This window comes from Flavobacterium sp. WC2421, from assembly GCF_040822115.1.
In the GTDB taxonomy this organism is placed as follows: domain Bacteria; phylum Bacteroidota; class Bacteroidia; order Flavobacteriales; family Flavobacteriaceae; genus Flavobacterium.
The window spans coordinates 826,396-839,066 of record NZ_CP162004.1; the positions used below are offsets into that span (position 1 = coordinate 826,396).

A 12,671-nucleotide genomic window follows, 5' to 3' on the forward strand; every position below is an offset into this window, starting at 1 on the left:
GCAATTTGAATTTTCAAATTGCCTTTTTTTATGCTAATTATTCATGATTACAAATCAAATTTTATTCCTTGTGCCAATGGCAAACTCGTTGTGTAATTGATGGTATTAGTTTGACGTCTCATGTATACTTTCCAAGCATCAGAACCGGATTCTCTACCTCCACCCGTTTCTTTTTCTCCTCCAAAGGCTCCACCAATTTCTGCGCCAGAAGTTCCAATGTTTACATTTGCAATACCACAGTCAGAACCTACAACAGATAAGAACAATTCTGCTTCTCTTAAATTATTGGTCATAATCGCTGATGACAATCCTTGCGCCACTCCATTTTGAACAGCAAGTGCATCTTCAACATTTCCTGAATATTTCAATAAATACAATACTGGAGCAAATGTTTCGTGTTGTACAATTTCAAATGAATTATCTGCTTCTGCAATCGCTGGTTTTACATAACATCCGCTTTCATATCCTGTACCAGTAAGAACGCCACCTTCAACAAGTAGTTTCCCACCTTCGGCAACCACTTTAGTCAATGCATTATTGTACATTTCTACTGCATGTTTGTCGATAACTGGACCTACGTGATTGTTTTCGTCTAATGGATTCCCAATACGCAATTGACCATAAGCCGAAACGACTGCGTCTTTTACAGTATCGTAAATACTTTCATGAATGATTAAACGACGTGTAGAAGTACATCTTTGTCCTGCAGTTCCCACTGCTCCAAAAACAGCTCCAATCACTGTCATTTTAATATCAGCATCTGGTGTTACAATGATGGCATTGTTTCCACCTAATTCTAATAATGATTTTCCTAAACGACCCGCTACTGTTTGAGCAACAATTTTACCCATACGAGTAGAACCTGTAGCCGAAATTAGAGGAACACGTTTATCACTAGTCATCATTTCTCCTACTTTGTAATCTCCGTTGATTAAACAAGAAATTCCTTCTGGAAGGTTGTTTTCTTTGATTACCTCAGCAATAATATTTTGACAAGCTATTCCACAAAGCGGTGTTTTCTCAGATGGTTTCCAAACGCAAACATCCCCACAGATCCAAGCCAAGGCCGTATTCCAAGCCCAAACCGCTACTGGAAAATTGAATGCTGAAATGATTCCAACAATTCCCATTGGGTGGTATTGTTCATACATACGATGTCCCGGACGCTCAGAATGCATTGTTAACCCGTGCAATTGACGAGATAGACCTACTGCAAAATCGCAGATATCAATCATTTCTTGTACTTCTCCGTATCCTTCTTGTAATGATTTTCCCATTTCGTAAGAAACCAATTTACCTAAAGCCTCTTTATTTTTACGTAATTTTTCTCCAAACTGACGAACAATTTCTCCACGTTGTGGTGCTGGCATGGTTCTAAAAGTTTTGAAAGCAGCTGTTGCTGATTCCATTACTTTTTCATAATCTGCTGCTGTAGTTGTTCTTACTTTTGCTATCAATTGACCATCTACGGGAGAATAACTTTCTAGGATTTCTCCATTTGAAAAATGATTTAATCCTGTTGATGTTCCTTCATTTATGTCCTTTATACCCAATTGAGTTAAAGCTTCTTTCATTCCGAATTGATTTGCTATTGTTATCATTGTAACTTTTTTGGTTAAAATTGTTATATTTTTTTGTAAAGATATAATTTCGTGTTGAATTTCAACCCAATTATAGTGTTAAAATCGGACTAAAATTAGACCAATTTGGTGACATGTAGTTGATTTAGCAAAAAAAAGCTTCAATTTAAAAAGAAGAAACTAATTTTATAGTCTGAAATTAATTCATAATAATATCCTATGACCCTTTTTAAAAATTTCTGGATTTACTTGTTTTTACTGTCTGCGAATACATTTGCCCAACAAGCACAAAACCCTGCATTTCAAGTTATTCCTTTGGGTATAAGAGGCGGTATTGACGAAACCAATCTTTCCGCTTATTTACTCGCTCCATCAAATACAACCGAATATATTTGTCTTGATGCGGGAACCCTGCATGCAGGAATTGAAAAGGCAATTGCAAATAAAATTTTTAAAGTTTCCTCAGAGACGGTTTTAAAAAAATATATCAAAGGGTATTTAATATCCCATGCCCATTTAGATCATGTTTCGGGTTTGATCATTAATTCACCTGCCGATTCATCAAAAACGGTCTATGCAACACATAGTTGTATGGAAATGATGGAAAAACATTATTTCAACGGACAAACTTGGGCTAATTTTGGAGATGAAGGCACTGGTTATCAAATAAAAAAATACCATTTTCAAACGCTAAATACTCTTGAAGAAACTCCAATTTCTAACACCACAATGACCGTAAAAGCATTTTCATTAAGCCATGTCAATCCTTTTGAAAGTACTGCTTTTTTAATTAAAAACAAAGATGCTTATGCCTTGTACTTGGGCGATACTGGTGCCGATTCTGTTGAAAAAAGTGATAAACTACGTTTGCTTTGGACCGAAATCGCTCCCTTGATCCAAAGCAACCAATTAAAAGGAATTTTTATTGAAGTTTCGTTCCCAAACGAGCAACCCGACACTCAGTTATTTGGACATTTAACACCTAATCATCTCTTGAGTGAACTCCATAGGTTAAGTGAACTTACTGGAAAAGATGGGTTGAATGGGTTTAAAATTGTGATTACCCATATGAAGCCACCAGTTGACAATTATATAAAAATCAAAAATCAATTGATAAAGCAAAATGACTTGGGTTTGCAATTTATATTCCCAGAACAAGGGAAGCGATTTGAGTTGTAAATTACATCTAAATCCTAGCCCCGGTAGTAGCGACATCCTTTTGTGGCTTTCTTTAAGCCACAAAAGATACAGCGGATAACGGGAAATAGCTCCTAAATAAAAAACTATTTTTTGGCAACAAATCGAGGGTCGACTTCCATAACGGTTCCACATTGGTCACACGTTCTTAGTTCTTCAGAGTCATAAAAATGCTCAAAGTGAGGTAAGAAATCTTTCTCGATGTTATGAAGTTCAAAACGGACTTCGTACAATTTATGGTTGCAATTGTCGCAATACCATTGTAGCCCATCTGTGAAACCTTTTCCTACTCTCTTGCGTTCAATTACAAGACCTATAGAACCCTCAGAACGTACTGGAGAATGAGGGACATTGGCGGGATGTAAGTACATATCCCCTGCATGAAGTTCCATTTCTTTGCGCTCGCCATCTTCTTGAATAACTACTTTTATAGAGCCTTCAAGTTGATAAAACAACTCTTCAGTTTCGTTATAATGATAATCTTTACGGGCATTGGGACCCGCAACAATCATAACAATATAATCCCCTGATTCTCTGTATAAATTCCTGTTGCCAACTGGTGGTTTCAGTAGTTTACGATTTTCATCAATCCATTTATTGAGGTTGAATGGTTTAGCTATGGACATTTTGATTGGGTGTTAAATTTTTGAATCGCTAAGTTAGTGAAAAAGTCCCTAGCAGTAAAGCCAGCTAAACCAAAAGACTGCTTGTTTTTGTACGTTTTCTAATTTAAGGGAGGATAATATGTCATTAACGACAATTCGTTTATTTAATAAAATAGGAACATCAAAATTTTTATGCTTAAATTCCTACTTTACTTCTTTAATTAAATAAATATAAACGGGAAAATGATCGCTAAACCCGATTTCGGTGGCGGAATGTCTTTTAGGATAGCCTTTATATTGTCCTGAAGTTTGTATTAAAAAAGGTTTGTTGTAAATACCCGCTTTCCAATATTGAAAGCTGGAAAAATCATTTCTTATTAAAGATTGTGAAACCATGATTTGGTCAAAAATATCCCAAGAATCTCGAAAAGCGATGGTACCCAATCCTTTTTTAGCCATTTCTTCGAATGGATTATAGATTCCTAATACCGAAACCTCTTCTTTCTTAGCTTTGGCTCCAAGTGCTTTTTTGACACTGTTATTTGACGGCCCGTCATTTAAATCTCCTAAAGTAATCACTTTTGCATTTGGGTTAATTCGTTGTAAAGAATCAATTATTTTCCTGTTCAAGGCTCCAGCAGCTTCTCTAAATGGACTTGACTTTTTTTCACCTCCTGAGCGGGATGGCCAGTGGTTTACTATAATATTGATTTCTTCTCCCTCTAAAAAACCTGTGACTAACAGCTGATCCCGCGTAAAAACACGATTATTCTGTAGGTTAATTTCTTCATCATCATCTGTTTTTTCAACAGATTCATTTTTAGTTTTTTCTTTTAATTTGACTTGGTCTTTGTATACATATAATGGAATGTTAGTATAACTTGTTGGTCGAAAATATTTCTTTTGATATAATAAAGCCACATCAATTCCTCTTTTATCGGGAGAATCAAAATGGATGATACCATAATCAATATTAATGAGTTTAGATTCTTTGAGCAAATCTTCTAAGACTCCTCTATTTTCAATTTCGGAACATCCAATGAATGTAGGTGAATTAGTGTTTTCAGAAGAACCTATTTCGAATAAAACTCTAGAAAGGTTTTGAAGTTTTTGATAGTATTTTTTGGAAGTCCAGTGTTGTGCTCCTTTTGGAGTCCATTCATCATCATTAGTATCCGGATTATTAATAGTGTCAAAAAGATTTTCGAAATTATAAAAAGCAACGGTATGAATCGAATAATTTTTTTGTTGACCTACTGTCTTTGTCAGCGGAAAAAATAAAAGGAGAAAGAGAATCGATCGTAAAATTTTCATAAGCACCGTTTAAAAAGGAATGACCGTCCAGAATATATCTTCAAGTAAAAATACTTCATTTTGAGAAGTAAATAATAAATTATTTCAAATTTGCTATCTTTGTTTTAATCCTATTGAGGAGCTACTCAAATTATATTTACCCCAGAAAAATAAAAACATGCCTACCACTCGATTTTGGACGTTAAATATTAATTTTTGTTGGACTAAATTCCTACTTTTAATTTTTATTTTACATTCTATCAATACCCAATCCCACACACTAATGACTACACCACCTATTTTACAAAAAGGAGATACCATTGCCATAGTATCAACAGCAAGAAAAAACATTGACGACAATCTTAAGCCGGCAATTGATTTATTGCACAGTTGGGGATTAGAAGTAGTGATAGGAAGTACCATTGGTTTAGACAATAACCAACTTGCAGGTACTGATGAACAAAGAGCTGCGGATTTTCAAAAGCAATTGGACAACCCAAACATCAAAGCAATTTGGTGTGTAAAAGGAGGGTATGGTACGGTGCGAATGATTGATTTATTAGACTTTACAAAATTCAAACAACACCCGAAATGGATTGTGGGTTTTAGTGACATTACCGTTTTACACAATCACCTCAATACAATGGGTTTCAAATCTATTCATGGTGTGATGCCTATAACGGTGCCGAGAGCAACCCCTGAAGCAATCGAAAGTTTGCGTTTGTCTTTGTTTGGAGAAAAACTGAATTACAGTATTGCATCTGACCCTATGAATAGAACTGGAAGTGCCTCTGGAGAATTAGTAGGAGGAAATCTATCTATTCTATATAGTTTACTAGGATCAAATTCGGCTATTGACTGTAAAGACAAAATATTATTTATTGAAGATCTCGATGAATATTTATATCACATTGACCGCATGATGATGAACCTCAAACGCAATGGCTGTCTAGAAAGTATTAAAGGAATTATTGTGGGTTCCATGACTAAGATGAAAGACAATGATATTCCTTGGGGCAAAAATGCTGTCGAAATTATAGAAGATGTTACTAAAAAATACAACATTCCTATTATCTACAATTTCCCCGCAGGTCACATAAGGGACAATCGTGCTCTAGTTTTAGGAGATATCATTCACATAGAAGTTACTACAAGTAACGCTTCAGTAACTTTTGAGTAATAATTTTCTTTAAAAATTCAAGTGATTTAAAATTGATAAAATGGCGGAACACAATGAATTAGGGAAATTTGGTGAAGAAATGGCTTTTGCCTTTCTGCAAAAAGAAGGCTATGAAATTCTAGATACTAACTGGACTTTTCAAAAAGCTGAAATAGATATAATTGCTAAGAAAGAAGATATTTTGGCAATTGTTGAAGTTAAAACCCGTTCCTCAATTGAATTTGGTTTGCCTCAAGATTTTGTAAAACCAAAAAAAATTCAACTTCTAGTTAAGGCGGTAGACGCCTACGTAGTAGAAAAAAATATGGATGTCAATGTTCGTTTTGACATTATTGCTATCCATAAAGAGGGTAAATCTTTTGTAATTGAACACCTTATCGATGCTTTTTATCATTTTTAAGTAAATTTTATCATGTTATATTTGTAACAAATTGTTTTTTATTTATATTTGTAGCGATTTTTGACACAACAACTAACTAAACTAACTACTAAAACTAAGTAAAAACACCTAATTTATTATGAAAACCGTTTCTTCAATTGTAGAAAATTACATTAAAACAAAGCCATTTTTATTAAATGCTTTATCACTTGGGATAATCAACTTAACCTCATTATCCCGAAATATCATGTCCGAATTGGAAAGTGAATTTGGAAAAGAAGTTAAACAAGGAGCCATCGTAATGTCACTAAAAAGACTGACCGAAGAATTAGACTTCCGATTAAATCACAAAATCAATAAAGTAATAAAAAACATTGGAGAGATTACGGTTCGATCTGCTTTGACTGACTATACTTTTGCAGTATCAGAAACTGTTTTAAATAAACAAGCTGAATTAATCTCGGATATCAATGCATTGCCCGATGTTTTTTATACATCATCAAGAGGTGTAAATGAAATTAACATTGTAATAAGTAACAGTGTAAATCAATTAGTTGACAAGCATTTTGTAAGTGAAAAATTGATTCAAAAACTAGACAATTTAGCTTCTATAACGGTAAAATTACCAAAAGAGAATATTGTAATTCCAGGTATTTACTATTTCATTTTTCAACGTTTGGCTTGGGAAGGAATTATAATCAACGAGGTGATTTCTACTTCTAATGAATTTACCATTTTAGTAAGCGAAGAGCAAGTTGATGTTGCTTTTAAAGTAATAAAAGATTTGAAGAATTAATCCTTTCAAATTGTATATTTTCAAGCTTCCAGTCTTAAAAAAGGTTGGAAGCTTTTTTAATTCACACTTATTTTTGGGCTCAGCTTAATTCCGTTTTCAATTAAAAATTAACTACTTATCACCAAATTTTGAACAAAAAATTATAAATAGATTTTTACTTAAAGAAATCAATGAGAATATTATTTTTATATATTTGCTAATTCATCAGACAATTAAGAGGCTAGAATTGAGAGTGTGCTATTTTAATCTTATAAAAATTAAGGGTAATACAATTAATGTCAGAAACAAAAAACTATAGCGATCAATTATTAGTTAGTGAACTCAAAAACAACAACGAAAAAGCCTTTCGTTCCCTTTTTGATCATTACCATCAAGATATCTATGGGTATAGTATTAGCCTACTTAAATCAAAAGAATTAGCTGAAGAAAATGTTCAAGAAGTATTTTTAAAAGTGTGGCTACATCGTGAAAATCTAAATTTAGAGCAATCCTTTAAATCGTATTTGTTCACTATTGCCAGAAATCAAGCCTTTAATATTTTGAATAAAGCGGCCAATGATGTCCTTCTAAAAGAAGAAATTTTCTACAAAAGCCAAAAATCACATGAACAAGGTGATTATTCTATTCGAGAAGACGACTGCAAAAAACTCAAAAAACAAGCCATTAAACAATTGCCTCCCAAGCGCAAGCAAATTTTTAAAATGTCACGAAAACAAGGCAAAACGTATGAAGAAATTAGCCATGAATTAGGGATATCAGTAAATACTGTAAAAAGCCAAATGAGCAAAGCACTTGAATCAATGCGGCTATTTTTAAAAGGCCATGATGGGATTTTATGATACGCTTTAACTATTTTTCTCTCAATCACTCTTTATGGGTGATTTTTTTTGACTTTTTTTAAAAAAAATAAAACATCACTAAATGAATGTAAGTTGCTTTTAATCAACTACTTATATTCAATATTTTTGTGCTATTTAAATTATTTTATGTTAAAATTAAAAAAATTACAACGTTTGAGTAGTAGTCAACTCCACTTCAACTGTATAATATAGTACCGGAACAAAAAACTACTTGAAATGAATGAAAATTCAGAATTACAAAAATTACTTCATAAATTTATTTTAAACCAATGCAATGTGGAGGAAAGTAATGAAGTTGTTGCCTATTATCGAAAAAACAATCTCACAACTGATTTTCCAACAGTTGACGACATAAAAATTTTGCTGGCTGAAACTCCTCAAATGGATTCATCAACAGCAGATAAAATTTTCTCAAATATTCTATCTCAAACAAAAGAAACGGAAGCAGTTACTGTTGAAACCAAAAAGATTCCAATTCTAAAATACCTTTCAATTGCAGCAACAATTCTTGTTATATTGTCTATTGGATGGTCCTATCAACATACTCTTTTAATTGAAAAAAAGGCGCAAATACTAAATGGTGATGAAATCACCCTCCAATTAGCTAACGGTGATGTTCAAATTATTTCTGGTACTAAAAAAACTCAAGTTACGGACTCAGAAGGAAATGTAGTAGCAAGTCACAATGGAAATAAAATTGCGTACGATACCGAAACCTCTTTAGAAAAACTAGTTTACAACACCATTAAAATACCATATGGAAAACGATTCGAATTGGAATTGTCTGATGGAACTATTGTACACCTGAATTCAGGAACCACACTTAAATACCCTGTGAAATTTATTGCTAGTGAAAACCGTCAAGTCTTTCTAGATGGAGAAGCTTTCTTTGATGTTACAAAAGACAAAAAACACCCTTTTGTTGTTAATGCTAATAATTTAAACGTTCGTGTTTTAGGAACACATTTTAATGTTTCTAGCTATCCTGAAGATGCTGTAACTGACGTTGTTTTGGTAGAAGGTTCTGTTGGACTTTATACTACAAACGAGAAATTTGACGCCAATAAAAACACTATTCTTAAACCAGGATATAAAGGTAGTTTTAATAAAAAAGACAGCCATATTGAAACAAAAGCAGTCAATACTGACATTTATACTGCCTGGATGGAAGGACGATTGAGTTTTAAAAATATGAGTTTTACTGATATAACAAAAAAATTAGAAAGACACTACAATGTTACTATTGTGAACCACAACAAGAAATTGGCTAATGAGAAGTTTTATGCCAGTTTTGGTGATGAGCCAATAGAAAAAGTACTGAGCTACTTTAATGACCTTCACGGCATTAATTACACGATAAAAGACAATGAGATATTAATTAAATAACAACTAAAAACCAAATAAAAATGACGAGTTAACCATTATGCATAAAAAAATCGGAAAGAGCTGCGAACAATTTCCGATTGAATAAGTGATTGAACCTAACTGATTAAATACAATCGATTTACAAAATTATGAAAAAAAAACCAAAGAATAGTGGGATACAATTCCCATTGTTCCAAAACAACCTAAAATTGAAACTAACTACGCTACTTCTTTTAGTTGTCATGTTTAATATCCGAGCGAATACTTATGCCCAAAAAACAAAAGTAAGTTTAGAATTAAACAATACAACAGTTGAAACGGTTATTGAAACCATTGAGCAAAAAACAGATTTTAGATTTATTTACAAAATGAATGATATCGATTTAAATCGAATCATCTCTATTCGTGTAAAAGATCAAACAATTGATGTAGTTTTAGACAAACTGTTCAAAGGAACAGGTACCGATTTTAAAGTTAGAGAAACTCAAATTATTTTGAAAAAACCTCTAATTGAAAAAACGGATCAGACTTTTTATTTAAAAAAGACTATAAAAGGTAAAGTATCCGATGAAAATGGTATGCCTCTTCCAGGTGCCTCGATCATGGAAGAAAAAACCAAAAAAGTAGTAGTCACAGATATCAATGGAAACTTTGAAATTGATGTTGAAAACAGTGACGCTATAATCATAATAAGCTATATAGGTTATAAAGAGAAAAGAGTCTCTGCAAACCAAGATAATAGTGTAATTCAACTTTTTCCAGATACAACTACCTTAGAAGAGATTGTAGTGGTAGGTTATGGAACTTCATCGAGAAAAGATGTTACTGGTGCTGTATCTTCTATAGCTGCAAAAGACATGAATCAGGGTGCTGTTGTCAACCCATTGCAATTAATTTCGGGAAAATTGGCTGGGGTTAATATTACACAAACAGGAAGTGAACCAGGTTCAGCTCCTAGTGTTAGAATACGAGGAATCTCTTCTTTAATTGGGGGAAATGATCCTTTGGTAGTTGTAGATGGAGTTCAAGGAAATATGGATTTATTAAACCAAATTCCACCTAGCGAAATTGCCTCTATGGATATATTAAAAGATGCCTCAGCAACTGCCGTTTATGGTTCTAGAGGAGCTGCGGGAGTAATCATTGTTACTACAAAGAAAAACAAAGCAGGAAGAACATCCGTCGAATATTCTGCTTCAACAGCTATCGATTATATTCCAAAAAAATTAGACATGTTGAATGCTGACCAATGGTGGCAACAAGCTCAATTAGTTGGCGTTCCTGCTTCGGCAAATCATGGTTCAGATACAGACTGGTATGGTATTCTTACCAAAGGTGGTGCTACACAAACTCACACTTTATCATTTGGCGGAGGAACAGATAAATTTAGCTATAGAGCTTCGATCAGTGCTATTTTACAGGATGGTGTTGTAATTAATACCAGCAATAAAAAATACATTGGAAGAATTCAAGCTACGCAATCCGCAATGGATGATAAATTGAAATTGACTTTTAATTTGAATAGTGGGGTTACTAATGCCGTTAACAGTATTGGTAGCATTGGTAGAGCTGCATTTACTTCAAATTTGATCACTAATGCGTATGTAATGCGTCCTACTGATCCCGTTTATAATACAAATGGTAGTTATTTTACAGACCCAAATGTATTCCAATACTTGAATCCTTATGCTGCTGCACAAACAGTGACCAATGAAGGGCAATATGATAATTTGTTTGGAAGCCTTAAAGCCGATTTAGATTTATACAAAGGGTTAACAGCTGGTTGGTTTGGAAGTTGGAGAAAAACAAATAGTACAAATGGGTACTATCTTCCTGCGGAATCAACTAATGCTTATGCGGTGGATCAAAATGGGTATGCGAACATAAGCAACAACAAGCAAAATGAAAAATTAATGAATATTAGTCTTTCATACAAAAAAGTGTTTGGAGACCATAGTATTAATGCATTAGCCTTGTATGAATGGCAAAATCAGGCCTACCAAGGTAATTTTGCTCAAGCCAAAGGTTTTATCAATGACATTGCAACTTATAATGCTTTGCAACTAGGTGACTTATCTAAAGTGCAACCTGGTGATATCTCATCCTATAAAAATGACCGAACACTAGTTTCCTTTTTGGGGCGTGTGAATTACTCTTTTTTAAACCGATATTTATTTACAGCTAGTTTTAGAAGAGATGGTTCATCTGTATTTGGTGTAAATAATAAATGGGGAGATTTCCCATCGGCTTCGGTTGCTTGGCAAATAGACAAAGAGCCTTTTATGGCCAATCAAACTATTTTTAGCGAATTAAAATTACGTGGAGGATATGGAGTTACAGGTAATCAACAAGGATTATATCCACAAAACTCTATCTCACTTGTGGGTGGATCTGGAGTAACTTATTTTGGAGGTCAACAAATCACCAATTTCAATGTAATCCAAAATGCCAATGCCGATTTACGTTGGGAGACAAAAAAACAAACCAATATTGGTTTAGATTTTGGTCTTTTCGACAACAAAGTAAGAGGAAGTATTGATGTATTTACAGCAACTACCGATAATCTTTTATTTGATTATACCGTTCCACAACCTCCTTTCCCATATAATACAATCAAAGCAAATGTTGGAAGTTTATTAAACGAAGGATTGGAAATTGCAATTGGTTATGATTTAATAAAAACCGACAACACAACACTTACCCTTGCTGGGAATGTGTCTTTCTTAAGAAATAGAATATTGAACCTTAGCGGAAGTATCAATGGTGTACCATTAAACACGAATAATGTTCCTTGGGGACCAAGTTCTTACTTAATTGAAGGACAACCTATAGGTACGTTTAATATCTTACATCATACAGGTAAAGACAATGAAAATTCGGAAACAGTGCTTGATGTTGATGGAAACGGTATTATTGATCAAGGAACTACTAGTCCAGACCGCTTAATACAAGGTTCTGCATTACCAACTTACACCTATGCATTCAACCCCTCTTTTCAATATAAAAACTTAGATGTCTCTATGTTATGGAGAGGATCAGGTGGAAACAAAATTTACAATGGCCTTAAATCAAATTTAAGTTACCTAGAAAATATTGGTAAATCAAACGTGTTGGAAAGCGCTATTCCTTTAGGGTTATTTACTTCAAAATATGGTTCTGACTTATGGCTTGAAGATGGTTCTTTTTTACGATTAGAAAATGTAACTGTAGGCTATAACTTTCATTTTGAAAAAGTAAAATATATTGAATCTGTTCGACTTTCTCTTACTGGAAATAACTTATTGCTAATTACACCGTATTCAGGAATTGATCCCGAATTAAATTTGAGTGGTGGTAATGGTTTTGGGGGCGACAATGGTATTTACCCTCGTACCCGAAGTTTTGCCTTTGGATTAAATGTAAAATTTAAATAGTAA

Annotated in this window: 10 protein-coding genes; 7 read left to right on the plus strand and 3 right to left on the minus strand. The window is 33.5% G+C overall.

Annotated features, from left to right (window positions below; genetic code table 11):
* Positions 1 to 47: 47 nt before the first annotated feature.
* On the minus strand, positions 48 to 1,601 hold the full coding sequence (locus AB3G33_RS03445) for an aldehyde dehydrogenase family protein (RefSeq protein ID WP_367772601.1): 1,554 nt from the start codon (positions 1,599 to 1,601) through the stop codon (positions 48 to 50).
* Between the two features lie 198 nt (positions 1,602 to 1,799).
* Here AB3G33_RS03445 and AB3G33_RS03450 point away from each other — a divergent pair, with 198 nt between their 5' ends.
* The gene (locus tag AB3G33_RS03450) at positions 1,800 to 2,759 is read left to right on the plus strand and encodes an MBL fold metallo-hydrolase (protein WP_367772603.1); all 960 of its coding nucleotides are present in this window, start codon (positions 1,800 to 1,802) and stop codon (positions 2,757 to 2,759) included.
* Positions 2,760 to 2,863: 104 nt separating this feature from the next.
* Here the strand turns inward: AB3G33_RS03450 and AB3G33_RS03455 are convergent, their stop codons facing one another.
* Both AB3G33_RS03455 and AB3G33_RS03460 read right to left on the minus strand, forming a co-directional pair.
* The gene (locus AB3G33_RS03455) at positions 2,864 to 3,403 is read right to left on the minus strand and encodes a 3-hydroxyanthranilate 3,4-dioxygenase (RefSeq protein WP_367772605.1); all 540 of its coding nucleotides are present in this window, start codon (positions 3,401 to 3,403) and stop codon (positions 2,864 to 2,866) included.
* A 183-nt stretch (positions 3,404 to 3,586) separates the two neighbouring features.
* Positions 3,587 to 4,696: an endonuclease/exonuclease/phosphatase family protein gene (locus AB3G33_RS03460; RefSeq protein ID WP_367772607.1), complete on the minus strand. Its 1,110-nt coding sequence runs from the start codon at positions 4,694 to 4,696 to the stop codon at positions 3,587 to 3,589.
* Positions 4,697 to 4,958: 262 nt separating this feature from the next.
* On the opposite strand from AB3G33_RS03460, the gene AB3G33_RS03465 reads away from it, so the two are divergent.
* The 6 genes from AB3G33_RS03465 (at position 4,959) to AB3G33_RS03490 (ending at position 12,668) form a co-directional block, all read left to right on the plus strand.
* A complete protein-coding gene (locus tag AB3G33_RS03465) occupies positions 4,959 to 5,855 on the plus strand; it encodes an LD-carboxypeptidase (protein WP_367772609.1) in 897 nt (298 codons plus the stop codon).
* Positions 5,856 to 5,895: 40 nt separating this feature from the next.
* A complete protein-coding gene (locus AB3G33_RS03470; RefSeq protein ID WP_367772611.1) occupies positions 5,896 to 6,255 on the plus strand; it encodes a YraN family protein in 360 nt (119 codons plus the stop codon).
* Positions 6,256 to 6,373: 118 nt separating this feature from the next.
* Positions 6,374 to 7,030 carry an aspartate kinase gene (locus AB3G33_RS03475; protein ID WP_367756025.1) on the plus strand — a complete coding sequence of 219 codons (657 nt, stop codon included), beginning with the start codon at positions 6,374 to 6,376 and terminating at the stop codon, positions 7,028 to 7,030.
* A gap of 275 nt (positions 7,031 to 7,305) precedes the next feature.
* Positions 7,306 to 7,869 (plus strand): RNA polymerase sigma factor, encoded by a 564-nt coding sequence (locus AB3G33_RS03480; RefSeq protein ID WP_367772613.1) that lies wholly within the window; start codon positions 7,306 to 7,308, stop codon positions 7,867 to 7,869.
* A 237-nt stretch (positions 7,870 to 8,106) separates the two neighbouring features.
* Complete coding sequence (locus AB3G33_RS03485) at positions 8,107 to 9,276, plus strand: FecR family protein (protein ID WP_367772615.1); 1,170 nt, start codon at positions 8,107 to 8,109, stop codon at positions 9,274 to 9,276.
* Positions 9,277 to 9,404: 128 nt separating this feature from the next.
* Positions 9,405 to 12,668: a TonB-dependent receptor gene (locus AB3G33_RS03490; RefSeq protein WP_367772617.1), complete on the plus strand. Its 3,264-nt coding sequence runs from the start codon at positions 9,405 to 9,407 to the stop codon at positions 12,666 to 12,668.
* Positions 12,669 to 12,671: the final 3 nt, after the last annotated feature.

Excerpts from the sequence above, each read along its gene's own strand:
- AB3G33_RS03445 (WP_367772601.1), bottom strand. The coding sequence starts at position 1,601 with ATGATAACAATAGCAAATCAATTCGGAATGAAAGAAGCTTTAACTCAA.
- AB3G33_RS03450 (WP_367772603.1), top strand. The coding sequence starts at position 1,800 with ATGACCCTTTTTAAAAATTTCTGGATTTACTTGTTTTTACTGTCTGCG.
- AB3G33_RS03455 (WP_367772605.1), bottom strand. The coding sequence starts at position 3,403 with ATGTCCATAGCTAAACCATTCAACCTCAATAAATGGATTGATGAAAAT.
- AB3G33_RS03460 (WP_367772607.1), bottom strand. The coding sequence starts at position 4,696 with ATGAAAATTTTACGATCGATTCTCTTTCTCCTTTTATTTTTTCCGCTG.
- AB3G33_RS03465 (WP_367772609.1), top strand. The coding sequence starts at position 4,959 with ATGACTACACCACCTATTTTACAAAAAGGAGATACCATTGCCATAGTA.
- AB3G33_RS03470 (WP_367772611.1), top strand. The coding sequence starts at position 5,896 with ATGGCGGAACACAATGAATTAGGGAAATTTGGTGAAGAAATGGCTTTT.
- AB3G33_RS03475 (WP_367756025.1), top strand. The coding sequence starts at position 6,374 with ATGAAAACCGTTTCTTCAATTGTAGAAAATTACATTAAAACAAAGCCA.
- AB3G33_RS03480 (WP_367772613.1), top strand. The coding sequence starts at position 7,306 with ATGTCAGAAACAAAAAACTATAGCGATCAATTATTAGTTAGTGAACTC.
- AB3G33_RS03485 (WP_367772615.1), top strand. The coding sequence starts at position 8,107 with ATGAATGAAAATTCAGAATTACAAAAATTACTTCATAAATTTATTTTA.
- AB3G33_RS03490 (WP_367772617.1), top strand. The coding sequence starts at position 9,405 with ATGAAAAAAAAACCAAAGAATAGTGGGATACAATTCCCATTGTTCCAA.